The sequence below is a fragment of the Streptomyces sp. NPDC007917 genome (assembly GCF_042959105.1).
Taxonomy (GTDB): Bacteria; Actinomycetota; Actinomycetes; order Streptomycetales; family Streptomycetaceae; genus Streptomyces.
In genome coordinates this window covers 190,355-215,172 of the sequence record NZ_JBIBKK010000011.1, presented here as the reverse complement: position 1 = coordinate 215,172, position 24,818 = coordinate 190,355, and the positions used below count along the sequence as shown (strand labels likewise).

36 protein-coding genes are annotated in these 24,818 nt (G+C 68.4%); 3 read left to right on the top strand and 33 right to left on the bottom strand.

The window, feature by feature from the left end:
- Window positions 1–511: 511 nt before the first annotated feature.
- Entirely contained in the window at window positions 512–2,620 is a 2,109-nt protein-coding gene (locus ACFZDL_RS23720; RefSeq protein WP_353592325.1) for a glycosyltransferase family 4 protein, read from the top strand.
- On the opposite strand, the gene ACFZDL_RS23715 is transcribed toward ACFZDL_RS23720, so the two are convergent.
- The 33 genes from ACFZDL_RS23715 to rpsJ form a co-directional block, all read right to left on the bottom strand.
- Window positions 2,595–4,442 (bottom strand): LamG domain-containing protein, encoded by a 1,848-nt coding sequence (locus ACFZDL_RS23715; protein WP_353592324.1) that lies wholly within the window; start codon window positions 4,440–4,442, stop codon window positions 2,595–2,597. The genes ACFZDL_RS23720 and ACFZDL_RS23715 overlap by 26 nt on opposite strands.
- Window positions 4,443–4,614: 172 nt before the next feature.
- Window positions 4,615–5,493 (bottom strand): tRNA pseudouridine(38-40) synthase TruA, encoded by an 879-nt coding sequence (truA, locus tag ACFZDL_RS23710; RefSeq protein ID WP_353592323.1) that lies wholly within the window; start codon window positions 5,491–5,493, stop codon window positions 4,615–4,617.
- A 120-nt stretch (window positions 5,494–5,613) separates the two neighbouring features.
- Entirely contained in the window at window positions 5,614–6,147 is a 534-nt protein-coding gene (gene rplQ, locus ACFZDL_RS23705; RefSeq protein WP_353592322.1) for a 50S ribosomal protein L17, read from the bottom strand.
- Window positions 6,148–6,272: 125 nt separating this feature from the next.
- Window positions 6,273–7,295, bottom strand: coding sequence for a DNA-directed RNA polymerase subunit alpha (locus ACFZDL_RS23700; protein ID WP_353592321.1), 1,023 nt, complete (start codon window positions 7,293–7,295; stop codon window positions 6,273–6,275).
- 124 nt (window positions 7,296–7,419) lie between these two features.
- Window positions 7,420–8,046: a 30S ribosomal protein S4 gene (gene rpsD / locus ACFZDL_RS23695; RefSeq protein ID WP_353592320.1), complete on the bottom strand. Its 627-nt coding sequence runs from the start codon at window positions 8,044–8,046 to the stop codon at window positions 7,420–7,422.
- A 28-nt stretch (window positions 8,047–8,074) separates the two neighbouring features.
- Window positions 8,075–8,479 (bottom strand): 30S ribosomal protein S11, encoded by a 405-nt coding sequence (rpsK, locus tag ACFZDL_RS23690; RefSeq protein ID WP_009715860.1) that lies wholly within the window; start codon window positions 8,477–8,479, stop codon window positions 8,075–8,077.
- A gap of 66 nt (window positions 8,480–8,545) precedes the next feature.
- A complete protein-coding gene (gene rpsM, locus ACFZDL_RS23685; protein WP_060945198.1) occupies window positions 8,546–8,926 on the bottom strand; it encodes a 30S ribosomal protein S13 in 381 nt (126 codons plus the stop codon).
- 195 nt (window positions 8,927–9,121) lie between these two features.
- The gene (gene rpmJ / locus ACFZDL_RS23680) at window positions 9,122–9,235 is read right to left on the bottom strand and encodes a 50S ribosomal protein L36 (RefSeq protein WP_003956441.1); all 114 of its coding nucleotides are present in this window, start codon (window positions 9,233–9,235) and stop codon (window positions 9,122–9,124) included.
- A 28-nt stretch (window positions 9,236–9,263) separates the two neighbouring features.
- Entirely contained in the window at window positions 9,264–9,485 is a 222-nt protein-coding gene (gene infA, locus ACFZDL_RS23675; protein ID WP_003956442.1) for a translation initiation factor IF-1, read from the bottom strand.
- A 149-nt stretch (window positions 9,486–9,634) separates the two neighbouring features.
- Window positions 9,635–10,471, bottom strand: coding sequence for a type I methionyl aminopeptidase (gene map / locus ACFZDL_RS23670; RefSeq protein WP_353592319.1), 837 nt, complete (start codon window positions 10,469–10,471; stop codon window positions 9,635–9,637).
- A 127-nt stretch (window positions 10,472–10,598) separates the two neighbouring features.
- On the bottom strand, window positions 10,599–11,255 hold the full coding sequence (locus ACFZDL_RS23665; RefSeq protein ID WP_353592318.1) for an adenylate kinase: 657 nt from the start codon (window positions 11,253–11,255) through the stop codon (window positions 10,599–10,601).
- Window positions 11,255–12,568: a preprotein translocase subunit SecY gene (gene secY / locus ACFZDL_RS23660; RefSeq protein WP_353592317.1), complete on the bottom strand. Its 1,314-nt coding sequence runs from the start codon at window positions 12,566–12,568 to the stop codon at window positions 11,255–11,257. Before secY ends, ACFZDL_RS23665 begins: the two co-directional genes overlap by 1 nt.
- 204 nt (window positions 12,569–12,772) lie before the next feature.
- Complete coding sequence (rplO, locus tag ACFZDL_RS23655) at window positions 12,773–13,231, bottom strand: 50S ribosomal protein L15 (protein ID WP_353592316.1); 459 nt, start codon at window positions 13,229–13,231, stop codon at window positions 12,773–12,775.
- Window position 13,232: 1 nt separating this feature from the next.
- Entirely contained in the window at window positions 13,233–13,415 is a 183-nt protein-coding gene (gene rpmD / locus ACFZDL_RS23650; protein WP_065963017.1) for a 50S ribosomal protein L30, read from the bottom strand.
- Between the two features lie 2 nt (window positions 13,416–13,417).
- Window positions 13,418–14,023, bottom strand: a complete 606-nt coding sequence (gene rpsE / locus ACFZDL_RS23645; protein WP_030835127.1) for a 30S ribosomal protein S5 — start codon at window positions 14,021–14,023, stop codon at window positions 13,418–13,420.
- Between the two features lie 46 nt (window positions 14,024–14,069).
- Complete coding sequence (gene rplR, locus ACFZDL_RS23640) at window positions 14,070–14,453, bottom strand: 50S ribosomal protein L18 (protein ID WP_353592315.1); 384 nt, start codon at window positions 14,451–14,453, stop codon at window positions 14,070–14,072.
- A 3-nt stretch (window positions 14,454–14,456) separates the two neighbouring features.
- A complete protein-coding gene (gene rplF, locus ACFZDL_RS23635; RefSeq protein WP_353592314.1) occupies window positions 14,457–14,996 on the bottom strand; it encodes a 50S ribosomal protein L6 in 540 nt (179 codons plus the stop codon).
- Window positions 14,997–15,017: 21 nt separating this feature from the next.
- Window positions 15,018–15,416: a 30S ribosomal protein S8 gene (gene rpsH, locus ACFZDL_RS23630; protein ID WP_065963010.1), complete on the bottom strand. Its 399-nt coding sequence runs from the start codon at window positions 15,414–15,416 to the stop codon at window positions 15,018–15,020.
- A 234-nt stretch (window positions 15,417–15,650) separates the two neighbouring features.
- Complete coding sequence (locus ACFZDL_RS23625) at window positions 15,651–15,836, bottom strand: type Z 30S ribosomal protein S14 (RefSeq protein WP_003948630.1); 186 nt, start codon at window positions 15,834–15,836, stop codon at window positions 15,651–15,653.
- Between the two features lie 2 nt (window positions 15,837–15,838).
- A complete protein-coding gene (gene rplE / locus ACFZDL_RS23620) occupies window positions 15,839–16,399 on the bottom strand; it encodes a 50S ribosomal protein L5 (RefSeq protein WP_311726661.1) in 561 nt (186 codons plus the stop codon).
- Window positions 16,399–16,722: a 50S ribosomal protein L24 gene (rplX, locus tag ACFZDL_RS23615; RefSeq protein WP_319688008.1), complete on the bottom strand. Its 324-nt coding sequence runs from the start codon at window positions 16,720–16,722 to the stop codon at window positions 16,399–16,401. Before rplX ends, rplE begins: the two co-directional genes overlap by 1 nt.
- Window positions 16,723–16,725: 3 nt before the next feature.
- Window positions 16,726–17,094 carry a 50S ribosomal protein L14 gene (rplN, locus tag ACFZDL_RS23610; protein WP_003998823.1) on the bottom strand — a complete coding sequence of 123 codons (369 nt, stop codon included), beginning with the start codon at window positions 17,092–17,094 and terminating at the stop codon, window positions 16,726–16,728.
- Between the two features lie 101 nt (window positions 17,095–17,195).
- Window positions 17,196–17,480: a 30S ribosomal protein S17 gene (gene rpsQ, locus ACFZDL_RS23605; RefSeq protein WP_065963004.1), complete on the bottom strand. Its 285-nt coding sequence runs from the start codon at window positions 17,478–17,480 to the stop codon at window positions 17,196–17,198.
- The gene (rpmC, locus tag ACFZDL_RS23600; RefSeq protein WP_065963002.1) at window positions 17,480–17,704 is read right to left on the bottom strand and encodes a 50S ribosomal protein L29; all 225 of its coding nucleotides are present in this window, start codon (window positions 17,702–17,704) and stop codon (window positions 17,480–17,482) included. Before rpmC ends, rpsQ begins: the two co-directional genes overlap by 1 nt.
- Window positions 17,704–18,123 carry a 50S ribosomal protein L16 gene (gene rplP, locus ACFZDL_RS23595; RefSeq protein ID WP_065963000.1) on the bottom strand — a complete coding sequence of 140 codons (420 nt, stop codon included), beginning with the start codon at window positions 18,121–18,123 and terminating at the stop codon, window positions 17,704–17,706. The genes rpmC and rplP overlap by 1 nt, the downstream gene beginning before the upstream one ends.
- 5 nt (window positions 18,124–18,128) lie before the next feature.
- On the bottom strand, window positions 18,129–18,956 hold the full coding sequence (gene rpsC / locus ACFZDL_RS23590; protein WP_353592313.1) for a 30S ribosomal protein S3: 828 nt from the start codon (window positions 18,954–18,956) through the stop codon (window positions 18,129–18,131).
- Window positions 18,956–19,303, bottom strand: coding sequence for a 50S ribosomal protein L22 (rplV, locus tag ACFZDL_RS23585; protein ID WP_030835105.1), 348 nt, complete (start codon window positions 19,301–19,303; stop codon window positions 18,956–18,958). Before rplV ends, rpsC begins: the two co-directional genes overlap by 1 nt.
- Before the next feature lie 46 nt (window positions 19,304–19,349).
- Window positions 19,350–19,631, bottom strand: a complete 282-nt coding sequence (rpsS, locus tag ACFZDL_RS23580; RefSeq protein ID WP_014178772.1) for a 30S ribosomal protein S19 — start codon at window positions 19,629–19,631, stop codon at window positions 19,350–19,352.
- 12 nt (window positions 19,632–19,643) lie between these two features.
- Complete coding sequence (gene rplB, locus ACFZDL_RS23575; RefSeq protein ID WP_065962996.1) at window positions 19,644–20,480, bottom strand: 50S ribosomal protein L2; 837 nt, start codon at window positions 20,478–20,480, stop codon at window positions 19,644–19,646.
- 47 nt (window positions 20,481–20,527) lie between these two features.
- Window positions 20,528–20,854: a 50S ribosomal protein L23 gene (gene rplW / locus ACFZDL_RS23570; protein WP_030835099.1), complete on the bottom strand. Its 327-nt coding sequence runs from the start codon at window positions 20,852–20,854 to the stop codon at window positions 20,528–20,530.
- Window positions 20,854–21,507 carry a 50S ribosomal protein L4 gene (gene rplD, locus ACFZDL_RS23565; RefSeq protein ID WP_353592312.1) on the bottom strand — a complete coding sequence of 218 codons (654 nt, stop codon included), beginning with the start codon at window positions 21,505–21,507 and terminating at the stop codon, window positions 20,854–20,856. The genes rplW and rplD overlap by 1 nt, the downstream gene beginning before the upstream one ends.
- A gap of 8 nt (window positions 21,508–21,515) precedes the next feature.
- Window positions 21,516–22,160: a 50S ribosomal protein L3 gene (rplC, locus tag ACFZDL_RS23560; protein ID WP_353592311.1), complete on the bottom strand. Its 645-nt coding sequence runs from the start codon at window positions 22,158–22,160 to the stop codon at window positions 21,516–21,518.
- Window positions 22,161–22,173: 13 nt separating this feature from the next.
- Window positions 22,174–22,482: a 30S ribosomal protein S10 gene (gene rpsJ, locus ACFZDL_RS23555; RefSeq protein ID WP_003948644.1), complete on the bottom strand. Its 309-nt coding sequence runs from the start codon at window positions 22,480–22,482 to the stop codon at window positions 22,174–22,176.
- A gap of 609 nt (window positions 22,483–23,091) precedes the next feature.
- On the opposite strand from rpsJ, the gene ACFZDL_RS23550 reads away from it, so the two are divergent.
- Both ACFZDL_RS23550 and ACFZDL_RS23545 read left to right on the top strand, forming a co-directional pair.
- On the top strand, window positions 23,092–23,916 hold the full coding sequence (locus tag ACFZDL_RS23550) for a DUF3152 domain-containing protein (protein WP_353592310.1): 825 nt from the start codon (window positions 23,092–23,094) through the stop codon (window positions 23,914–23,916).
- A gap of 45 nt (window positions 23,917–23,961) precedes the next feature.
- Window positions 23,962–24,813 carry a carbon-nitrogen hydrolase family protein gene (locus ACFZDL_RS23545; RefSeq protein ID WP_353592309.1) on the top strand — a complete coding sequence of 284 codons (852 nt, stop codon included), beginning with the start codon at window positions 23,962–23,964 and terminating at the stop codon, window positions 24,811–24,813.
- The last annotated feature ends 5 nt before the right edge of the window (window positions 24,814–24,818 follow it).

Here is a 24,818-nt window from a genome sequence, read left to right as displayed (position 1 = left end):
TCCACCCTTTATTGACACTCCCGCGATCGCGGGTGGGGTCATCAAACAACGGGTTGCGCGCGATCGAACAGAGGTTTCCGTGACGATCCGATATCACCGAAAAGGTTGCCCTTCGTCTGATCACGAGATCACAACGGCGGCCGGCGCGAGCGGGAAGCTCCCGTGGTTCGAACTCCCCCCACGCCGAAACGGTTTCGACATCGCGGCTTGAGCGCTGCGCCGCCCCCTCCTCCTGCCACAAATCACCGCATGTGCGGCCACAGACAACCAACCCCCGCCAAAGGTTGCCCTCCGCAGTCCAGATGTGCGCCATCTCATATCACCATACGCATAAGCAACCTTTCCCGCGTTCAACGGTCTTACCGACCGATCGATGCTTACCGAACCCATACCGGCCCCATACCGGGACCATGTGGGCGTATTTCAGAGTGGCTTGTGAGTTGAGCGCATTACGGAGAGCCGAAGGGGAGGCAGCGGCGCGACGGTCCGCACAGGCCGCGCGTACACCACCATGAAGATCTCATTCCTGCTGCACAACGCGTACGGAATAGGCGGCACCATCCGTACGACCTTCAACATGGCAAGCGCGCTCGCCGCCCGCCACACGGTCGAGATCGTCACCGTCATGCGGACCCACAGCGCGCCCAGCCTCCCCCTCCACCCCGCCGTCCGGATCACACCGCTGATCGACCGGCGCCCGGACGCGAAGGGAAGCGACGCGGACAACCCCCTCCTGCAGCAGCCCACTTCGCACATCCCGGCCGCCGAGGCGAAGGGCACCACGAACTTCAACGCGCTCACCGACCAGCGCATCGCCGCCTACCTCGCGGACACCGACGCGGACGTGGTCATCGCGACCCGCCCCGGGCTGGTGATCTACCTCGCCGAGCTCGGGCAGCGCCGCTATGTGCGGATCGGGCAGGAGCACCGGATCTACGGCACCCATCAGGCCTCGCTCCGCGCCGCCTGCGACGCCGCGATCGCCCGCCTGGACGCGTACACCACCGTCTCGGCGGCCGACGCGACGACGCACCGCGCCCATCTGCCCGGCGTGGCCACCCGTATCGTCGGGCTGCCCAACGGGGTCCCCGCCACGGAGGTCGAACCCTCCGACGGCTCGGCCAAGCTGGTCGTGGCGGCCGGACGGCTCATCCCCGTCAAGCGGTACGACCTGCTGGTGGAGGCCTGGGCGACGGTCGCCGCCAAGCACCCCGACTGGCATCTGCGCCTCTACGGCCGAGGTCCCCAACAGCCCGTCCTCCGCCGCCGGATCGACGAACTCGGCCTGGCCGACCGCATCACGCTCATGGGCGCCCACTCCCCCATCGAGACCGAGTGGGCCAAGGGCTCGATCGCCGCCGTCACCTCGCGCGAGGAGTCGTTCGGGATGACGATCGTGGAGGCCATGCACTGCGGTGTCCCCGTCGTCGCCACCGACTGCCCCCATGGGCCCGGCGAGATCATCACCCACGGCCAGGACGGCCTCCTCGTCCCCGTCGGCGACAGCGACGCCATCGCCAAGGGGCTGCTGAGCCTGATCGAGGACGACGAACTGCGCCGCACGATGGGCGCGGCGGCCCGCACGGCCGCCCAGCGGTACGCGCCGGAGCGCGTGGCGGAGGCGTACGAGCAGCTGTTCACGGAGCTGTACGAGGCACGCGGCGCGTCCGCCCCGGCCACCCGGCGCGGACGCGGTCCGCTGCTGGGGTTCCACAGCCCCTTGGCAATGGCGTCGCCCCTGAAGACCACCCTCAAGGGCGCGGTGAAGCAGCTGATCCGCAAGCCGCTGCGCCCCAGCGCCCTCTGCCGCGTCGACGCGGACGGAAACCTGACCGTCCTGATCGACCGTACGGACATGCGCGGCGCCGACCTCGCGCTCGTCCTCACCCGCCGCGACGACCACGACGGCCAGGGGGTCGCCCCGCTCACCCTGCCCCTGCGTCCCCCCGCCACCGACGACGCCCCCTGGACCGCGCTGCTCGACCGCCGCACCCTCACCCTCGCCGAGGGCCGCTGGGACCTGCACGTCCTACGGCCCGGCGACGGCGTCAGCCGCCGGGTGCACTGCCGCTTCGCGGAGGGGCGCGGCCTGCTGGGCCTGGAGCCGCTGCCGGACGCCCCGTTCTCCTGGTGGATCCCGTACCGCACCGCCGGCGGCCATCTCGCCCTGCGCACCTGGCACCGCCGGGCCCACGCCGAAGCCCGTACGATCCGCGCCGACGCCGAGGCGATCAACGTGGCGGGCACCCTGCACGGCACCACCTTCCCGGCGGACGCGGCCCCCACGGTCCGGGCCATCCCGCGCGGAGCCGCGTCGAGCCCCTTCACCATCCCCGTCACGGCCCTCGGCCCGGACGGCTTCCGCTTCACCGTCCCGTACGAGCGCATCCGCGAGGCCAACACGGCCCCAGCGCCGAAGGCGCCGGTGTGGGACCTGACGCTCCGTCTCACCCCGGACACCGCAGCCCCGGCCGACGCGGCTCCGCTCCGCGTCGGCCGGATCCTGGGCGACATCGTCGACCGCAACAAGACGGACCTCTACCCGGCCACCGACGGCATCCGCCCCTACCTGACCAAGGCCAACAACCTGGCCGTCACATGCCCGATTGCCGGGACGTGAGCCCGGAAGTGGAGTCGCCGGGTTCGGGAAGGCTCGAACCGGACTCAAGGAGGGAGAGCATTGACGCGTTCACCTTGTTGAGCGCCCCCTGGAAGACACGCACCTCGTCGATGGCCCCGGAGAAATGGCCGCCGCCGTCCGAATCGGTCGCGGATCGGCCGACATCGATGCGCGTCGTGGAGAGGTCCCAGGAGTTGGCCCACAGGGTCTGCCCGCCGGCCAGTTGACCGTTGACGTAGAGCCTGACCTCACGGGTCGTCGCGTCGTACGCCAATGCCAGGTGATCGCCCTGCCCCTCCGTGCTGGGCAGCCCGGCCGTGTCCCGGACCGTGCTGACCGTGGCTCCGCTGTCGTCCCGTCTCGTCACCGCGAGTTCCCAGCGGCGCGCGGAGGCCGAATAGCGCACCACGGCGGCCTGGGCGGAGTGACCGGAAAGGCTCAGGACCGTCTGGTCCCTGCCCGTGTTCTGTGGCGACAGCCGGGCTCGGGCGGCGATCGAGAAGCTGTCCTCGGAGGCCACCAACCCGACCATCCGCTCGGCGAACGCGCTGGTGCCGTTCAGGGCCAGGTGTCCATTGCCTCTGAGGGCGTCGGCGTTCGGATCGACCGCGCAGTCCGGGTCCGTGCCGGGGTCGCATCCGGGGGCCTGCGGGGTGTAGATCGACGCGCCGCCGCGCAGTGAGAGGCCCGTCCCTGCCGACTCACCCGGCCTCTTCGGGTCCATGTCGGGGGCGACACCGTCGACGGCGGACTCGAGGGGCCAGTAAGCGACCTGATGCGGCTTCACCGTGCCCAACTCCTCGCCCTCGGGCGCCGGGACGACCCGGTCGTACGCCCGCACGTCCGCCACAGTGCCCCGCAGATGGCCGGTGTAGCCGGAGCCGGACCCCTCGCGCCCGATCTGCAGGCCGCCGGTTCCGGTGGCCACCGTACGGCCGGGCTGGATGTCCTCCTCTATCAGGCGGCCGTTCACATACAGCCGGAGGCTGCCTGCTTCGGCGTCGTACACCCCCAGGAGATGGATCCAGCTCTGCCGTGGCGCGGAGCCGCCTGATACCGCCCACGACAGGGGCCTGTCCCCGGCAGGAGATACCCGAAAGGTCCAGGCACCCGCCTCGTCGTCATATTCCAGGGCGAAGCCGGGCCCGTCGGTGCCGTCCTGGCTGACCACGGTCATCGAGCGAGACGGCCGGTCGGGCAGATACACCCAGGCCCCCACGGCGAACGCCTTGCGCGGGTCGAGCGCCGACCCACCCGCGTCCAGGTACGCATCGCTCGTGCCGTCCAGGGCCGCCGCCGTACCGGTGTTCCAGCCGTGGCCAGGACGCCCGAACGTCACGCCCGGCCCGGCCGCAGCCGACTCGGCGGACCCGCTGCCCTGGGCCCGTTCCGACCCCTTCGGGTCGTCGAGCCGCCAGGCGGCCTTGGGAGATCGTCCCGAGGCGACGCGGAACCAGGAAGTGCCCGTCCCCACGGTGGAGCCCGCGCTGTCGTACGCCCTCACGGACAGGTGGTAGACACCTGCGCTCTCCGGCATGAAACGAAAGGTCGCAGGACCGCCGGGAACAGCCGGGGTTACGGTCGCCCGGCCCTGGCCGGTCAATTCGTACTGGTACCTCACCGCGTCAGGGGACGCGGCGTCGAAGGTGAAGCTGCCGTATTCTCCCGCGCCGTCATACCACTGCTTGTCGTCCGGATACCGGTCCGATGTGATGGTCACCGACTCGATGTCCGCCGCGGCGGCCGCGGTCACGCCGGACGGCAGCTCGGCAGGAAGGCCCGTCACCCCCGCCGCGAGCAGCACGGTCAGCACTGCGGTCACCGACCCGGCCCGCACTCGGCGTCTGTGTCTGTGGCCGTCTCTTCCGTCCCGCTGTCGCATCCCCACCCCTTGTGATCAGCTCACCTGACCCAACAGAGGGTTCCCGAACAGATATGCGAATACAAGGCGGTAATGGGCCACCCTCGGGCGGGGTTCAGGGCGCCGCTGCGCCTCAGCAGCAGCCCGCCCCCGGCGCCGGATGCGCCAGCGGCAGCGACCGTTTGTTGCGGGCCTCGCGGTTGCGGGCGGCGAGTTGGTCGTTCGGGGGGTAGCCGACCTCTTCGAGGGTCAGGCCGTGGGGGCGTACGACGTGGACGGCGGAGTCGCGGACACCGGCGGCCAGGACCTTCGCGGGCCAGTCCGGTGGGCGGTGGCCGTCGCCGACGAAGAGGAGGGCGCCGACCAGGGAGCGGACCATGTTGTGGCAGAAGGCGTCGGCCCGGACGGTCGCCGTGATGACGCCGTCGGGGCCTCGCTCCCAGCTGAGGTGCTGGAGGGTGCGGATGGTGGTGGCGCCGTCGCGCTTCTTGCAGTACGCCGCGAAGTCGTGCTCCCCGAGCAGCTTCCGCGCGGCCTCGTTCATGGCGTCCACGTCCAGCGGCCAGTCGTGCCACAGCACATGGCCGCGCAGCAGCGGGTCGACGCCGCCTGGGTGGTCGACGACGCGGTAGGCGTAGCGGCGCCAGATGGCGGAGAAGCGGGCGTTGAAGCCGGGCGGGGCCTCGGCGACGGACCAGACGCGTATGTCGTGCGGGAGCCGGCCGGCGAGGCGGCGCAGCAGCTTCTCGTGGTGCTCGGCCCAGACGGGTTCCGGGAGGTCGACATGGGCGACCTGGCCGCGCGCGTGGACGCCGGCGTCGGTGCGGCCCGCGACCGTCAGCTCCACCGGGTCCTGCATGCGCATGACGACCTGCAGGGCGCTCTCCAGCTCGCCCTGTACGGTGCGGACCGTGTCCCGGCCGCGCTGCTTGGCCCAGCCCGAGAAGTCCGTGCCGTCGTACGACAGGTCAAGCCGGACGCGTACGTAGCCTTCGGGCGCCTCGTCCGTCACCCAGAAATCCTCTCCATATGGGACGGGCCCGCCCCCAAGTAGCTGGGAGCGGGCCCGTCACCTCAAGCCGTCAGAACGCGCTCAGGCGTTCGACTCACCCCCGCGCGAGCGGGGACAGGCTCAGGCGTCCTTGGACTCTTCCGCCGGGGCCTCGGCCTCGGCGGCCTCGGCCGGAGCCTCGGTGGCCTCGGCAGCCTCGTCCTTCTTCAGGCCCTCGAGCGCCTGGTCGCCCGCAGCGTCCTTCGCGGTGCGCTTGGTGGCGGCCTCGGCCTCGCCGACGGCCTGCTGCTGCACGGTCAGCGCCTCGACCAGCTCGATGATCGCCATCGGGGCGTTGTCGCCACGACGGTTGCCGATCTTGGTGATGCGGGTGTAGCCGCCCGGCCGGTTCTCGTAGCGCGGCCCGATCTCCGTGAAGAGGGTGTGGACGACGCTCTTGTCGCGGATGGTCTGGAGCACCAGACGGCGGTTGTGAAGGTCGCCCTTCTTCGCCTTGGTGATCAGCTTCTCCGCGACCGGGCGCAGGCGGCGGGCCTTCGCCTCGGTGGTCTTGATACGGCCGTGCTCGAACAGCGAGGTGGCGAGGTTCGCCAGCATCAGCCGCTCGTGCGCCGCGCTGCCGCCCATACGGGCGCCCTTGGTGGGCCTCGGCATTGTTTCTCCTTTGGTCTGCACCGGCCGTACGAGGTACCGGTGTCAGTTACCGACGGGCGAGTGCCCGCCGGAAGTCTTCAGGCACAGCTCAGGGCCCCGAACGCGAGAGCTCGGGGCCCCGGAGCTCAGTACTGCTCGGTCTCGACGAAACCGGCGTCCGTGTCGTCGTCCGCGCCGAACGCGTCCGCGGCCGCGGTCGGGTCGAACCCGGGCGGGCTGTCCTTGAGCGCCAGGCCCATGCCGGCCAGCTTGGCCTTGACCTCGTCGATCGACTTGGCGCCGAAGTTACGGATGTCGAGCAGGTCCGCCTCGGACCGCGCCACGAGCTCACCCACGGAGTGGATGCCCTCGCGCTTGAGGCAGTTGTACGAGCGGACGGTGAGCTCGAGCTCCTCGATCGGCAGCGCCAGATCGGCGGCCAGGGCGGCGTCCGTCGGGGACGGGCCCATGTCGATGCCCTCGGCGTCCACGTTCAGCTCGCGGGCCAGGCCGAACAGCTCGACCAGGGTCTTACCGGCCGAGGCCATGGCGTCGCGCGGGCGCATGGCCTGCTTGGTCTCGACGTCGACGATCAGCTTGTCGAAGTCGGTGCGCTGCTCGACACGGGTCGCCTCCACCTTGTAGGTGACCTTGAGCACCGGCGAGTAGATGGAGTCGACCGGGATCCGGCCGATCTCCTGGCCGACCTGCTTGTTCTGGACGGCGGAGACATAGCCGCGACCACGCTCGACGGTCAGCTCCATCTCCAGCTTGCCCTTGCTGTTCAGCGTGGCCAGGACCAGGTCGGGGTTGTGCACCTCGACACCGGCCGGCGGGGCGATGTCAGCGGCGGTGACCAGGCCGGGGCCCTGCTTGCGCAGGTACATCACGACCGGCTCGTCGTGCTCGGAGGAGACGACCAGCTGCTTGATGTTGAGGATGAGGTCGGTGACGTCCTCCTTGACGCCCGGCACGGTGGTGAACTCGTGCAGGACCCCGTCGATCCGGATGCTGGTGACAGCCGCACCGGGGATCGAGGAGAGGAGCGTACGACGCAGGGAGTTGCCGAGGGTGTAGCCGAAGCCCGGCTCCAGCGGCTCGATCACGAACCGGGAGCGGAATTCGTCGACGACCTCTTCGGTCAACGAAGGACGCTGAGCGATCAGCATGGTGTTTTGATCCTTCAGTCGTGGGCGCCCGCTATATGACGCCCTCTGTACTGACGATGGTACGGGCGGCACGGGCCAAACGGCTCGTACCGCCCGTAGCCGGAGCTACTACCGAAGGTAGTGGTTACTTCGAGTAGAGCTCGACGATCAGCTGCTCCTGCACCTGGGTGTCGATCACCTGGCGCTCGGGCAGCGAGTGGACGAGGATCCGCAGCTGCGACGGAATGGCCTCCAGCCACGCCGGCACGGTGCGCTCGCCGGCCTCGGCCTGAGCCACCTGGAAGGGGGTCAGGGTCCGGGACTTCGGGCGGACCTCGATGATGTCGTTCACGGCGACGCGGGCCGACGGGATGTCGGTCTTGCGGCCGTTCACATTGATGTGCCCGTGGCGGACCAGCTGCCGGGCGTGGTCGCGGGACTTGGCGAAGCCGGCCCGGTAGATCACGTTGTCCAGCCGCGACTCGAGGATGCGAAGAAGGTTCTCACCGGTCTTGCCGGTCTTCTTGTTCGCCTCCGCGTAGTAACCACGGAACTGCTTCTCAAGGACACCGTAGATGCGGGTGGCCTTCTGCTTCTCACGGAGCTGCAGCAGGTACTCGCTGTCCTTGGTGCGCCCGCGACCGTGCTCACCCGGGGGGTAAGGACGGATCTCGATCGGGCACTTCGCGCTCTCGCACTTGCTCCCCTTGAGGAAGAGCTTCTGCTTCTCCCGACGGCAACGCTTGCAGTCGGCCCCGGTGTAACGCGCCATTTTCTGGTATCTCTCCTACTTCAGCTGGTCAGACGCGCCGACGCTTGGGCGGGCGGCATCCGTTGTGCGGAGTCGGAGTGACGTCCTGGATCGAGCCCACCTCCAGGCCGGTGGCCTGGAGCGAGCGGATCGCGGTCTCACGGCCGGAGCCCGGACCCTTGACGAACACGTCGACCTTGCGCATGCCGTGCTCCTGCGCGCGGCGGGCGGCCGACTCGGCGGCCATCTGCGCGGCGAACGGAGTGGACTTGCGCGAACCCTTGAAGCCGACGTGGCCGGCCGAGGCCCAAGAGATCACGTTCCCGGTCGGGTCGGTGATCGAGACGATGGTGTTGTTGAACGTGCTCTTGATGTGAGCGTGCCCGTGGGCGACGTTCTTCTTCTCCTTGCGGCGCACCTTCTTGGCGCCGGCCGTACGGCTCTTCGGAGGCATTCGGTGTATCTCCCGTGGAGGTGGTCGGTCCTACAGCCGGACCGCTTGAACAGCGTCCGGTGCGGACTACTTCTTGCCCGGCTTCTTCTTACCGGCGATGGCGCGACGCGGGCCCTTGCGGGTGCGGGCGTTGGTGCTGGTGCGCTGGCCGTGGACCGGCAGGCCGCGGCGGTGACGCAGACCCTGGTAGCAGCCGATCTCGACCTTGCGGCGGATGTCGGCCTGGATCTCGCGACGGAGGTCACCCTCGGTCTTGATGTTGTTGTCCACGTACTCGCGGATCTTGACCAGGTCCTCCTCGGCCAGGTCGCGAACGCGGGTGTCCGGGTTCACGCCGGTGTTGGCGAGGGTCTGCTGGGCAAGGGTGCGGCCAATGCCGAAGACATAGGTGAGGGCGACCTCGACGCGCTTGTCGCGCGGGAGGTCAACGCCTGCGAGGCGTGCCATGAATCTGGCTCCAGATGGTTGTCGGAGGTCTTCCGCAGCACCACTCCCGGCCGCCGCGCGGCGGCCGCCGGGTCCCCGGCCTCCGACCGGGGGTGTCGTTCCCACGGGACGCGGGAACGGGTGACTGCGTATGTACGTATGTTGCTGCGTCGCGCGAAGATACTGCGAAGTGCAGGTCGTGCGGTCAGGCGTGGATCAGCCCTGGCGCTGCTTGTGGCGCAGGTTGTCGCAGATGACCATGACCCGACCGTGGCGGCGGATCACCTTGCACTTGTCGCAGATCTTCTTGACGCTCGGCTTGACCTTCATGGGTGTGAGGTTCTCCGGGTCGTGAGATCTACTTGTAGCGGTAGACGATCCGTCCGCGCGTCAGGTCGTACGGAGACAGCTCCACGACGACCCGGTCATCCGGCAGGATGCGGATGTAGTGCATACGCATCTTGCCGCTGATGTGCGCGAGGACCTTGTGACCGTTCTGGAGCTCCACCTTGAACATCGCGTTCGGCAGAGACTCGATCACGGTGCCCTCGATTTCGATGGCGCCTTGCTTCTTGGCCATGTCCTGCTTTCGGGATCGGCTACCTTGATCGGTTCGCGACATGCCGAAGGACATGCGTGAGCCGACGTGTCAGTCTACGTCAGCGCATCGGGAAACACGAATCCGGGGCAGCATGCCCGGAACCGGAGATCATCAATCCGATCGGGATCTTACGCCAGGGGGTCCGGGGCGGTCTGGATGCCGTACTCGGCGAGCTTGGCCGCCCCGCCGTCCACGGCGGTCAGCACCAGCGGACCCTCCTCGGTGAGCGCGACCGAGTGCTCCCAGTGGCTGGACCAGGTGCCGTCGTCCGTCTTGACCGTCCAGTCGTCGGACAGGACGTGGGTCTTCGCGGTGCCCAGGCTCACCATGGGCTCGATCGCGATGCAGAAGCCGGGGACCAGCCGCGGGCCCTTGCCGCGCTTCTTCGAGACGTAGTTCAGCAGATGCGGGTCCATGTGCATCTGGCTGCCGATGCCATGGCCGCCGTAGTCCTCGATGATCCCGTACTTGCCGGAGGCCGGGCGCGGCTGGCGCCGGATGTAGCCCTCGATGGCCTTGGAGATGTCGACCAGACGGTTGCCCTTGCGGACCGCGGCGATCCCGGCCCACATGGACTCCTCGGTCACCCGGCTCAGCTCGTACAGCTCGGGAGCGTGGCCGGTGCCCACGAAGGCGGTGAAGGCGGCGTCGCCGTGCCAGCCGTCCACGATCGCGCCCGCGTCGATGGAGATGATGTCGCCGTCCTTGAGGACGGTCTCCTGGTCCGGGATGCCGTGCACCACGACATCGTTCACCGAGGTGCAGATGGTCGCGGGGAAGCCCCCGTAGCCGAGGAAGTTCGACTTGGCGCCGTGGTCGGCGATCACCTTGCGGGCGACGTCGTCCAGGTCCTTGGTCGACGCGCCGGGGACGGCCGCCTCGCGCGTCGCCTGGTGGATGGCCGCGACGACCAGTCCCGCCTCACGCATCTTCGCGATCTGCTCGGGGGTCTTTATCTCCACCACTAGGACTGCCTTCCCGCTTCTCCGTCGTTGCCGCCGCTCACCACGCCGACGCCTGACTCACAACAGTACGGCCGCGACGCCCGATGGGCACCGCGGCCGTGGACCGGCTCGTAGGACCTGACCGACCTCAGGCCGCCTTGGCCGCCAGCGCGTCCATGGCCCGCTGGGTGACCTCGGCGACCTTGCCCAGCGCCGGGATCGTCACGACCTGGCCCTTGGTCTTGTAGTAGTCGATGATCGGCTCGGTCTCGCGGTGGTAGACCTCCAGCCGCTTGCGGACGGTCTCCTCGCTGTCGTCCTCGCGCTGGTACAGCTCGCCGCCGCACTCGTCGCACACACCTTCGGTCTTCGGCGGCGCGCCGGTGACGTGGAAGACATGGCTGCTGGCGTTGCGGCAGATGCGCCGCCCGGCGATGCGCCGGACGACCTCGTCCTCGGGGACCTCGAGGTCCAGCACCGCGTCCAGCGCGATCTGGTTCTCCCGGAGGAACTCGTCCAGCGCCTCGGCCTGGGGCAGATTCCGCGGGAAGCCGTCCAGCAGGAAGCCCTGCGCGGCGTCCGGCTGGCGCATCCGGTCTTCGGCCATGCCGATGGTGACCTCGTCCGGCACCAGCTGGCCGGCCCGCATGTACTCCTGCGCCTGCCGGCCGAGCGGCGTGCCCTGGCTGATGTTCGCGCGGAACAGGTCGCCCGTGGAGATGTGCGGGATCGACAGGTTCTTGGCGAGGTACGCGGCCTGCGTACCCTTGCCAGCCCCAGGAGGCCCGACGAGGACGATTCGCATCAGCGGAGGAACCCTTCGTAGTGTCGCTGCTGAAGCTGGCTCTCGATCTGCTTCACGGTCTCCAGGCCGACACCCACGATGATCAGGATGCTGGTCCCGCCGAACGGGAAGTTCTGATTGGCTTTGAGCGTCACCAGCGCCACCGTGGGCACCAGGGCGATCAGCCCCAGGTAGAGGGAGCCGGGCCACGTGATGCGGTTCAGCACGTAGCTCAGATACTCAGCCGTGGGACGACCTGCCCGGATGCCAGGAATGAACCCACCATACTTCTTCATGTTGTCGGCAACTTCTTCGGGGTTGAAGGAGATGGCCACGTAGAAGAAGGCGAAGAAGACGATGAGCAGGAAGTACGTGGTGATGTAGTAGGGGTGGTCGCCCCTGACGAAATTGGTCTCGATCCAGGTGGCCCAGCCCGCTTTGGACCCGCTGAACTGAACGATCAGTGCGGGAATGTAAAGCAGCGAGGACGCGAAGATGACGGGAATCACACCCGCCTGGTTGACCTTCATCGGAATGTAGGTCGAGGTACCGCCGTACGAGCGACGGCCGATCATGCGCTTCGCGTACTGGACCGGGATACGGCGCTGGGCCTGCTCGACGAAGACCACCAGGCCGACCATGACCAGACCGCAGGCGACGACCAGGCCGAACTCCAGCCAGCCACCCATGATCTTGCCCTGCTGCTTGATCGTCCACATGGCGCTCGGGAAGCCGGCCGCGATGGAGACGAACATCAGGATCGACATGCCGTTGCCGATGCCGCGGTCGGTGACCAGCTCACCGAGCCACATGATCAGCGCCGTGCCCGCGGTCATCGTGATGACCATGACGACCGTGGTGAAGATCGCGTCGTCCCGGACGATCTGGTTGCCGACCGTGCAGGCCTGGAACAGCTGGCCGCTGCGGGCCGTGGCCACCAGGCCGGTGCCCTGCAGAATGGCGAGCGCCACGGTCAGGTAGCGGGTGTACTGTGTGATCTTCGCCTGACCCGACTGGCCCTCCTTCTTGAGGGCTTCGAGGCGCGGGATCACCACGGTCAGCAGCTGCAGGATGATGCTCGCCGTGATGTACGGCATGATCCCGAGCGCGAAAACGGTGATCTGCAGCAGCGCACCGCCGCTGAACATGTTCACCAGGCCGAAGAGCCCCTGCTGGCCCTTGGCCTGATCGATACAGGTCTGGACGTTGCGGTAGTCGATGCCCGGGATCGGGATGTGTTGCCCGAGCCGGAAGAGCACGATGATGCCCAGCGTGAACAGCAGCTTCTTGCGCAGGTCGGGCGTCTTGAACGCCCGGGCGAACGCGGTGAGCACGGTGCCTCCTGCGCCCCCCGCGTCAGGCGCGAGAGGTGACGGTCTTGAGGATCGACGAATAGTTATCGGTCAAGGGCCCGCGCGAGACGGACCGCGCGGAAGGTAACAACGCACGCCACCTTACCGGCGACCTGGCCCCCCTTGGAACGACCAACCGGGGATGCCCCGAATCTGGGGCATCCCCGGCCAGGTGTGCCACCGCTCTCAGACGAGCTCGGTGACCGTGCCTCCAGCGGCGGTGATCTTCTCCTTGGCGGAGCCGGAGACGGCGTCGACCGTCACCTGGAGCGCCACGGAGACCTCGCCGGTGCCCAGCACCTTGACGAGCTGGTTCTTGCGCACCGCGCCCTTGGCGACCAGGTCGGCCACCGTGACCTCGCCACCCTGCGGGTAGAGCGCGGCCAGCTTGTCCAGGTTCACGACCTGGTACTCGGTGCGGAACGGGTTCTTGAAGCCCTTGAGCTTCGGGAGCCGCATGTGGAGGGGCATCTGCCCACCCTCGAAGCGGTCCGGAACCTGGTAGCGGGCCTTGGTGCCCTTGGTGCCACGACCAGCGGTCTTACCCTTGGACGCCTCACCACGACCGACACGGGTCTTGGCGGTCTTGGCGCCCGGGGCGGGCCGGAGGTTGTGGACCTTCAGCGGGTTGTTGCTGTCCGCCATGTCAGTCGACCTCCTCGACCGTCACGAGGTGCCGCACGGTGTGGGCCATGCCGCGGAACTCGGGGCGGTCCTCCTTGACAACCGTGTCGCCCAGCTTCTTCAGGCCGAGCGAACGCAGGGTGTCGCGGTGGTTCTGCTTGCTGCCGATGTACGACTTCGTCTGCGTGATCTTCAGGCGGGCCATGCTCACACACCCACCCCGGCACGCGCCCGCAGCAGAGCGGCGGGGGCGACGTCCTCGAGCGGCAGACCACGACGGGCGGCGATCTCCTCGGGGCGCTGCAGGCCCTGCAGAGCGGCCACCGTGGCGTGCACGATGTTGATCGGGTTCGACGAGCCGAGCGACTTGCTGAGCACGTCGTGGATGCCCGCGCACTCCAGCACGGCGCGCACCGGGCCACCGGCGATCACACCGGTACCGGGCGAAGCCGGCTTGAGCAGCACGACACCCGCGGCCTCCTCACCCTGGATCGGGTGCGGGATGGTGCCGGCGATCCGGGGGACCTTGAAGAAGTGCTTCTTGGCCTCCTCCACACCCTTGGCGATGGCGGCCGGCACCTCCTTGGCCTTGCCGTAACCGACACCCACGGTGCCGTCACCGTCGCCCACCACGACCAGCGCGGTGAAGCTGAAGCGACGACCACCCTTCACAACCTTGGCGACGCGGTTGATCGCGACAACGCGCTCGACGTAAGCGGTCTTCTCGGCAGCAGCGCCGCCGTCCCGCCGGTCCTTCCGGTCCCGCCGCTCGCCGCCACCGGCGCCGCCACCGCGGCGCTGGGGTCCAGCCATTGGATTTACCTCTCTCGTTTTTGTCCGCTGTGCGTAGGGACCTGGGCTAGAACTTCAGCCCGGCCTCGCGGGCGGCGTCCGCCAGAGCGGCGATACGCCCGGCGTACTGGTTGCCACCGCGGTCGAACACGACGGCCTCGACGCCCGCCGCCTTGGCCCGCTCGGCGACCAGGGCGCCGACCTGCTTGGCCTGTGCGCTCTTGTCACCCTCGCCGCCACGGATGGACGCGTCCAGGGTCGACGCCGAGGCCAGCGTGTGGCCCGCGATGTCGTCGATGACCTGCGCCACCATGTGACGGTTGGAACGCGTCACCACGAGGCGGGGACGCTCCGGGGTACCGGAGATCCGCTTGCGGACGCGGATGTGACGGCGCTTGACGGCGGCAGCCTTACGGGCGTCGCCCTTGGCGATCTTCACACCGTATGCCATGGCTTACTTACCAGCCTTTCCGACCTTGCGGCGGATGACCTCGCCCGCGTACTTCACGCCCTTGGCCTTGTAGGGGTCGGGCTTGCGCAGCTTGCGGATGTTCGCGGCGACCTCGCCGACCTTCTGCTTGTCGATGCCCTCGACGCTCAGCTTGGTCGGGGACTCCACCTTGAAGGTGATGCCCTCGGGGGCCTCGATCAGGATCGGGTGGCTGTAGCCCAGGGAGAACTCCAGGTTGGAGCCCTTGGCCTGGACGCGGTAACCCACACCGCTGATCTCGAGCGCCTTGCTGTAGCCCTGGGTCACGCCGGTGATCATGTTCGCCACCAGCGTGCGGGACAGGCCGTGCAGGGCCTTGTTCTGACGCTCGTCGTTCGGGCGGGTGACAACGAGCGTGTTGTCCTCACCCTTGGCGATCTCGATGGGCGCGGCAACGGTGTGCGAGAGAGAACCCTTGGGGCCCTTCACAGCGACCGTACGGCCATCGATGGTGACGTCCACACCGGCGGGAACCTGGATGGGCAGCCGTCCAATTCGCGACATGGCTCTTCCTCCGTTCCCTGGTTACCAGACGTAGGCGAGGACTTCCCCGCCCACACCCTTCTTGCTGGCCTGCTTGTCGGTGAGGAGCCCGTGGGAGGTGGAGATGATCGCCACGCCCAGGCCGCCGAGCACCTTCGGCAGGTTGGTGGACTTTGCGTAGACCCGCAGACCCGGCTTCGAAATCCGCTTGATGCCGGCGATCGAGCGCTCGCGGTTGGGGCCGAACTTCAGCTCGAGGACGAGGTTCTTGCCGACCTCGGCGTCCTCGACCTTCCAGCCGGTGATGTAGCCCTCCTGCTGGAGGATCTCCGCGATGTGCGACTTGATCTTGCTGTGCGGCATCACGACGGAGTCGTGGTACGCCGAGTTCGCGTTTCGCAGACGGGTCAGCATGTCTGCGATCGGATCGGTCATGGTCATGATGGCCTTCGGCCTCTCTCGCCGGGGTTTCCTGTCTGCGCCATCCCTCTCACCCAACTCTTGGTGGGCACGGGTGCGGCGCGGGGACCTACGGCGTAGTAAGCGTCATAGAGCGGGCTACGCCCGCGGACGGTTGGGCAGCGGGGGCCCAACCCCACAAGCTTAGGGGATTGTGGGGCGGGCTCCCGCCATCCATTTGCTTACCGAGAGTCCTGGTTCATCCCGCTTCGGGGATTACCAGGAGCTCTTGGTCACGCCCGGCAGCTCGCCACGGTGAGCCATCTCACGGAGGCACACGCGGCACAGGCCGAACTTGCGGTACACGGAGTGGGGCCGGCCGCAGCGCTGGCAGCGGGTGTACCCGCGCACACCGAACTTCGGCTTGCGGGCGGCCTTAGCGATCAGAGCCTTCTTCGCCACGGTCAGTTCTCCTTGAACGGGAAGCCGAGGAGACGAAGCAGGGCGCGGCCTTCCTCGTCGTTGGACGCCGTGGTCACCACGGTGATGTCCATGCCGCGCACCCGGTCGATCTTGTCCTGGTCGATCTCGTGGAACATGACCTGCTCCGTGAGACCGAAGGTGTAGTTGCCCCGGCCGTCGAACTGCTTGGGCGACAGACCACGGAAGTCGCGGATGCGCGGCAGCGCGAGCGACAGCAGGCGGTCCAGGAACTCCCACATGCGGTCACCGCGGAGGGTGACGTGGGCACCGATCGGCTGACCCTCGCGCAGCTTGAACTGCGCGATGGACTTACGGGCCTTGGTGACGGCCGGCTTCTGGCCGGTGATCGTGGCGAGGTCGCGGATGGCGCCCTCGATCAGCTTGGAGTCGCGGGCGGCGTCGCCCACACCCATGTTGACCACGATCTTGGTGAGACCGGGGATCTGCATGACGTTCTCGTAGGAGAACTGGTCCTTCAGCTTGCCCTGGATCTCTTCGCGGTAGCGCAGCTTGAGGCGCGGTGCAGTGGTGGTGGCAGTCATCAGATGTCCTCACCGGTCCGCTTGGCAACGCGGATCTTGTTGCCCTCGTCGTCGAAGCGGTATCCGACGCGGGTGACGACCTTCTTGCCGTCCTTCTCCACCACGAGCTGCACATTGCTCACGTGGATCGGGGCCTCGGTCGTCACGATGCCGCCGGTCTTCGAGCCACGAGCGGTCTGGCCGGCCTTGGTGTGCTTCTTGACCCGGTTGACACCCTCGACCAGGACGCGGTCCTCGCGGGGGTAGGCCTGGATGACCTTGCCCTGCTTGCCCTTGTCCTTGCCGGTGATGACCTGAACCAGGTCGCCCTTCTTGATCTTCATCGGTTACAGCACCTCCGGCGCGAGCGAGATGATCTTCATGAACTTCTTCTCGCGCAGCTCACGGCCCACCGGGCCGAAAATACGGGTGCCGCGGGGGTCGCCATCGTTCTTGAGGATGACGGCCGCGTTCTCGTCGAAGCGGATGTACGAGCCGTCCGGGCGGCGGCGCTCCTTGACGGTGCGCACGATGACCGCCTTGACGACGTCACCCTTCTTCACGTTGCCACCGGGGATCGCGTCCTTGACGGTGGCGACGATGACGTCACCGATGCCCGCGTAGCGGCGACCGGAACCACCGAGAACACGGATGCAAAGGATCTCCTTCGCCCCCGTGTTGTCGGCGACGCGCAGTCGCGACTCCTGCTGGATCACGTCTATCTCCTGATCGTCTGCCGGTTCCCGGCAGGGGCCGCGCGGTGCGGGCCCCTGCCGAGCCTGGCGGAACTGGCCTGAGGGCTGCTGCCCTCAGGGGATTACTTGGCCTTCTCGAGGATCTCGACGACGCGCCAGCGCTTGGTCGCGGACAGCGGCCGGGTCTCCATCAGGAGGACGCGGTCGCCGACACCCGCGGCGTTCTGCTCGTCGTGCGCCTTGAGCTTGTTGGTACGGCGGATGACCTTGCCGTACAGCGCGTGCTTGACGCGGTCCTCGACGGCGACGACGACGGTCTTGTCCATCTTGTCGCTGACGACCAGACCCTCACGGGTCTTGCGGAAGCCGCGCTGCTCGTTCGTTTCAGTCACATTCGTCTCGCTCATCAGGCGCTCTCCACCGTCTCGATGCCGAGCTCGCGCTCCCGCATCAGGGTGTAGATCCGGGCGATGTCCTTGCGGACGGCCTTCAGCCGGCCGTGGTTCTCGAGCTGTCCGGTCGCCGCCTGGAAGCGGAGGTTGAACAGCTCTTCCTTGGCCTCACGGAGCTTGGCAACGAGGTCCTCGTTGTTCAGCTCACGCAGCTCGGACGCCTTGGTACCGGCCGCCATCACGACTCACCTGCCTCGCGCCGCACGATCCGGCACTTCATCGGGAGCTTGTGAGCAGCGCGGGTGAGCGCCTCACGCGCAATCTTCTCGTTCGGGTAGGACAGCTCGAACATCACCCGACCGGGCTTGACGTTCGCGATCCACCACTCCGGCGAGCCCTTACCGGAACCCATGCGGGTCTCGGCCGGCTTCTTCGTCAGCGGGCGGTCCGGGTAGATGTTGATCCAGACCTTGCCGCCACGCTTGATGTGGCGGGTCATCGCGATACGCGCGGCCTCGATCTGACGGTTGGTGACGTACGCCGGGGTGACGGCCTGGATGCCGTACTCGCCGAACGCCAGCTCGGTGCCGCCCTTGGCCATACCCGACCGCTTCGGGTGGTGCTGCTTGCGGTGCTTGACCCTGCGAGGGATCAGCATGTCGGTCAGGCCTCCGTTCCGGTGCTCTCAGCAGCCGGAGCAGCGGCGGCGGCCTCGGCCTTGGGGGCCTCGGCTGCGGCGTTCTGCTGCTGCGGCTTACGGCCGCGGCCACCGCGCTCGCCACCACGGCGCTGCGGGCGGTCGCTGCCACCGCGCGACGGGCGGTTGCCGGCGCGGGCGGCGGCGTTCTCGGCGCGGACCTCGGCGATGTTCTTGACGTCGCCCTTGTAGATCCACACCTTCACGCCGATGCGGCCGAAGGTGGTCTTGGCCTCGAAGAAGCCGTACTCGACGTTCGCGCGGAGCGTGTGCAGCGGCACCCGGCCCTCGCGGTAGAACTCCGAGCGGGACATCTCGGCGCCGCCGAGACGGCCGCCGCACTGGATCTTGATGCCCTTGGCGCCGGCCTTCATCGCGGACTGCATCGACTTGCGCATCGCACGACGGAAGGAGACGCGGGAGGACAGCTGCTCGGCGACGGCCTGGGCCACCAGCTGAGCGTCCACCTCGGGGTTCTTGACCTCGAGGATGTTCAGCTGGACCTGCTTGCCGGTCAGCTTCTCCAGGTCGCCGCGGATGCGGTCGGCCTCGGCGCCGCGGCGGCCGATGACGATGCCCGGCCGGGCGGTGTGGATGTCGACGCGGACGCGGTCACGGGTGCGCTCGATCTCCACCTTGGAGATACCGGCGCGCTCCATGCCGGACGTCATCATCCGGCGGATGGCGACGTCTTCCTTGACGTAGTCCTTGTACAGCTTGTCGGCGTACCAACGGGACTTGAAGTCCGTGGTGATGCCGAGCCGGAACCCGTGCGGGTTAACCTTCTGGCCCATTACCGGGTTCCTTCCTTGCTGCTGACGACCACGGTGATGTGGCTGGTCCGCTTGCGGATCCGGTAGGCGCGGCCCTGGGCACGCGGACGGAACCGCTTCAGGGTCGGGCCCTCGTCGACGTAGGCCTCGGAGATGTAGAGGCTGTCGGCGTCGGTGTGGTCGTAGTTGTGCGCGGCGTTGGCGATGGCGCTGTCCAGCACCTTGCCGACCGGCACGCTCGCGGCCTGCGGAGCGAATCGCAGGACCGCCTGAGCCTCCGTGGCACTCATGCCACGGATGAGGTCCACCACGCGGCGGGCCTTCATGGGCGTGACGCGGATGTACCGCGCCTGGGCCCTGGCTTCCATGGTTGTCCCTTCGGTGTCTGTCTGAGTCATTCGCTTGTTCCGCTGATCAGCGACGACGCGACTTGCGGTCGTCCTTCTCATGGCCGCGGAAGGTGCGGGTCGGCGCGAACTCGCCGAGCTTGTGGCCGACCATCGACTCGGTGACGAACACCGGGACGTGCTTGCGGCCGTCGTGCACCGCGATCGTGTGGCCGAGCATGGCCGGGACGATCATCGAGCGGCGGGACCAGGTCTTGATGACGTTCTTGGTGCCGGCTTCGTTCTGGACATCCACCTTCTTGATCAGGTGGTCGTCGACGAAGGGCCCCTTCTTGAGACTGCGCGGCATCTAAACCCGCTCCTAGCGCTTCTTGTTCGTCTTGCGGCGGCGGACGATGTACTTGTTGCTGGCCTTCTTCGGCGAGCGAGTACGGCCCTCCTTCTGGCCCCACGGCGAAACCGGGTGGCGACCACCGGAGGTCTTGCCCTCACCACCACCGTGCGGGTGGTCGACCGGGTTCATCACGACACCACGCACGGTCGGGCGGACGCCCTTCCAGCGCATACGGCCGGCCTTGCCCCAGTTGATGTTCGACTGCTCGGCGTTGCCGACCTCGCCGACGGTGGCGCGGCAGCGGATGTCGACCAGGCGGACCTCACCGGAGGGCATGCGCAGGTGCGCGAAGGAGCCCTCCTTGGCCAGCAGCTGCACGGAGGCACCCGCGGAGCGGGCGAACTTCGCGCCGCCGCCGGGCCGCAGCTCGATGGCGTGGATGGTCGTACCGACCGGGATGTTGCGCAGCGCCAGGTTGTTGCCCGGCTTGATGTCGGCCCCGGGGCCGTTCTCGACCCGGTCGCCCTGCGACAGGCCGCGCGGCGCGATGATGTAGCGCTTCTCGCCGTCGGCGTAGTGCAGCAGCGCGATGCGCGCGGTGCGGTTGGGGTCGTACTCGATGTGTGCGACCTTCGCCGGGACGCCGTCCTTGTCGTGACGGCGGAAGTCGATCACGCGGTACGCACGCTTGTGACCGCCACCCTGGTGGCGGACCGTGATGCGGCCGGCGTTGTTACGACCACCCTTGCTGTGCAGCGGGCGGACCAGCGACTTCTCCGGCGTGGACCGCGTGATCTCGACGAAGTCGGCGACGCTGGAGCCACGACGGCCCGGGGTCGTCGGCTTGTACTTGCGGATACCCATTTCTCAGTCCTCGGAAGATTCCGGACTTCTGGACGCTCCGGCCTCCGTTAGGAGACCGGGCCGCCGAAGATGTCGATTCGGTCGCCCTCGGCGAGGGTCACGATGGCGCGCTTGGTGTCCTTGCGCTTGCCGAAACCGGTGCGGGTGCGCTTGCGCTTGCCCTGCCGGTTGATCGTGTTGACCCCGGTGACCTTGACCGAGAAGACCGCCTCGACGGCCTGCTTGATCTGGGTCTTGTTCGCGCGCGGGTCGACGATGAACGTGTACTTGTTCTCGTCCAGCAGCGCGTAGCTCTTCTCGGACACGACCGGCTTGACGAGAACGTCGCGGGGGTCCGTGAAGGTCTTGCTGGTGACAGCGGTCGCCTCACTCATCAGGCGGCGCTCCCTTCGGTCTTCTCAGCGGCCTTGGGACCAGCCACGAAGGACTCGAAGGCGGCCTTGGTGAAGACCACGTCGTCGGAGACGAGCACGTCGTACGTGTTCAGCTGGCCCGGCTCCAGGATGTGCACCTGGGGCAGGTTGCGGGCGGACAGCCACGCGGCCTCGTCGCTCCGCTCGACGACCAGGAGCAGGTTCTTGCGCTCGCTGATCTTGCCGAACAGGGTCTTGGCGGCCTTGGTGGAGATGTCGCCCTCGACCACGCCGGTCACGACGTGGATGCGGCTGTGGCGCGCCCGGTCCGAGAGGGCACCGCGCAGCGCGGCGGCCTTCATCTTCTTCGGGGTGCGCTGGCTGTAGTCGCGCGGCACGGGGCCGTGCACGACGCCACCGCCGGCGAACTGCGGCGCGCGGGTCGAGCCCTGACGGGCGCGGCCGGTGCCCTTCTGGCGGTACGGCTTCTTGCCACCGCCGCGGACCTCGCCACGGGTCTTCGTCTTGTGCGTGCCCTGGCGGGCAGCGGCCAGCTGGGCGACGACGACCTGGTGGATCAGCGGAACGCTGACCTGCGCGTCGAAGATCTCCGCGGGGAGCTCGACGGTCCCGGCCTTGTCGCCTGCCGGCGAAAGGATGTCAATGGTGCTCATCGGTTACCTCAGGCCCCCTTGGCCGCGGTACGGACCAGGACGAGGCCGCCGTTCGGACCAGGAACCGCTCCCTTGATCAGGAGCAGGCCCTTCTCCGCGTCAACGGCGTGGACGGTCAGGTTCTGGGTGGTGACCCGCTCGTTGCCCATGCGGCCGGCCATGCGCAGGCCCTTGAACACGCGGCCCGGGGTGGCGCAGCCACCGATCGAGCCCGGCGAGCGGTGCTTGCGCTGGGTGCCGTGGCCGGCGCCGAGGCCGGCGAAGCCGTGGCGCTTCATGACACCGGCGGTGCCCTTGCCCTTGCTGGTGCCGGTCACATCGACCTTCACACCGGACTCGAACACCTCAGCCGTGACCTCCTGGCCGAGCGTGTACTCGGAGGCGTCGGCGGTGCGCAGCTCCACCAGGTGGCGGCGCGGGGTCACGTCGGCCTTGGCGAAGTGGCCCTTGAGGGGCTTGTTCACCTTGCGCGGGTCGATCTCGCCGAAGGCGATCTGGACGGCGTCGTAGCCGTCCGAGTCAGCGGTACGGACCTGGGTGACGACACAGGGGCCGGCCTTGACGACGGTGACCGGGACGACGCGGTTGTTCTCGTCCCACACCTGCGTCATGCCGAGCTTCTCGCCCAGGACGCCCTTGATCTGCTTAGCCATCTCGCGCGTCACCTCAGAGCTTGATCTCGATGTCGACGCCGGCCGGCAGGTCGAGACGCATGAGCGAGTCGACGGTCTTCGGCGTGGGGTCGAGGATGTCGATGAGGCGCTTGTGCGTACGCATCTCGAAGTGCTCGCGCGAGTCCTTGTACTTGTGCGGCGACTTGATGACGCAGTACACGTTCTTCTCTGTGGGCAGCGGCACCGGGCCCGCGACCGACGCACCAGTGCGGGTCACCGTCTCGACGATCTTCTTCGCCGAGGAGTCGATGACCTCGTGGTCGTAGGCCTTGAGCCGGATGCGGATCTTCTGTCCCGCCATGGCTACTTCGTAGTCCTGTCTCTCGTAACGCTCCGGAACCCGGTCGGCTTACGCCCTTCCCCGCCTCACCTCCGACCCACGCGGTCGGGCGTGTCGCGCCCCCTCCGGCACATCTCCACAGGAGAGTTCCCTCGTGGAAGGGGGTTGTGGGGGAAAGGACACCCACCGGGTGCCTGGCTGGGGCCCCGCTGACACTTCCCGGAAGATTCCCGTACTTCCGCCCCTGATGAGGGGCGACGAGTACTGTGGGACTCGCTTCCGGTCCTCCCGGCGGGAGGCGCGCAGCATCGGCACTCAACCGAGCAACCCGGATAGTCTGCCATACGGGGCGTGCCGGATGCCAATTAGGAAGCGGGGAAGCGTACCCCCTGAGGGGGGTTCTTCAAACTCAGCGCACGCCCGAGGCCCCAGCGCCCTCTCACGTGCGAGCGTGAGATGCGGGAAGTCACCGAATGTGACCCCGGGCACAGCAGGCCACAAGGCCCAACCCGCGCCCCTCCCCGCACGTCTCTCTCCGGGGGAACACACGACGCACTCTCACTCCGGGGCACCTACATGCTCGACGCGGCCGACCCGCCCGCCCCGCTGACACCGGCTGGAAGTGCCCCCATGTCCTTCACCGCGCAGGCCCGCAAGCAGCCCGCCGCCCCGTCCGCCTCGCGCACCCGGGGCCGGCGGCGCACCGCCCGGAGCGTCCGCCCCCGGAACATGGCGGTGGCGCTGGCCGCCGGCGCGACCCTGATCGCCGGAGTGGGGTTCGCCTTGCGCGACGACGGCGGAGGCGGCGGCACGGCGAGCGCCGCGGACCCGGCGACCCCGCTGCCCGACGCCATCTCGGCCACCTCGAGACCCCCTCGCCCTGGCTCCCCCGCCACCGCGACCGGCGAATTCGTCACCGCGAAGTCCTCCGGCACGGTGATCGGCAAGGGAAGCGAGCTGCTGCGGTTCAAGGTCATGGTGGAGAAGGGCACCGGCGTCGACGCGAAGCGGGCCGCCGCCGAGATCTCAGCGGTCCTGGCCGACAGGCGCGGCTGGACCAACGACGGCGAGCACTCCTTCCGGCTGGTCGCCGACGGCCCCTCCGACTTCGAGGTGAAGATCGCCACCCCCGACACGGTCGACGAGATCTGCGGCGCCGTGGGCCTGGACACCCACGGCGAGGTCAACTGCGACGCCGGAACCCAGATCATGGTCAACCTCAAGCGCTGGAACACCGGCTCACCGGAGTTCTCCGGCCCCATCAGCGGCTACCGGGCGCTGATCGTCAACCACGAGGTCGGCCACCGCATCGGCCACGGCCACGAGACCTGCCCGGGGAAGGGCAGGCGGGCGCCGGTGATGATGCAGCAGATCTACGGGCTGAAGGGCTGCGTCGCGAACGAGTGGCCCTACGACGCGAAGGGCCGCTACATCGAGGGCCCGGCGGTGCCGTGACGCCACGAATCACCGGTTCACCCGCTGCGGATAAGCTCGCCATCCGTGGTTGATCACGATCCGGCCCCCTGGCCGTCTCGCCCGCTCCGCGTCGCCGCCGCCCAGGCCTGCCCCGCCCCGGGCAACGTCGTCACGAACGCCGCCACCGCGGCCCTGATGGTGCGGGAGGCCGCAGAGGCGGGCGTGCGCGTGGTGGTCTTCCCGGAGAAGTTCCTCACCGGGTACGAGCCGGAGCTCATCCGCGCGGACCCGGAGCGCTGTGCCGTCCAGGCGGGCGGTGACGAAAGGCTGGGCCCGCTGCTGGCGGCCTGCCGGGACACCCGCACCGTGGCCATCGCCGGCGCCGCCGTGCACGGGGCCGGCGAGCTGTACGTGTCCGCGTTGGTGATCGACGCGGACGGCGGCTGGGTGGCCCGCTACGACAAACAGATGCTGTTCCGCTCCGAGCGCGGCATCTACCGCCCGGGACGCGCAGGGTGCTCGATCGAGGTCGCCGACTGGCGGCTGGGCCTGGGAATCTGCTACGACTCCGGCTTCCCCGAGCACGCCCGCGCGGCCGCGCTCGACGGCTGCCACGCCTATCTGGTCGGCGCCCTGTTCAGCGTGGGCAACGGCTACCACGAATCCCGCATGTGGTTTCCCGCCCGCGCCTTCGACAACACCATGTACACGCTGCTGGCCAACCACGTCGGCACCACCGGCGGCTGGGACACATGCGGCGCCAGCGCCGTCTGGGACCCCACGGGCCGCCTCGTCGCCGAAGCGGGCCCCAGCGAACGGGAACTACTCGTCGCCGATCTCGACCCCGACCACCTGCGCCGCGCCCGCGAGGCCCACACCATGCTCGCCGACCTCCGTCGCCCCGAGCCGGCGCAGGGCACACCTAGCGGCATGTAGTTTCA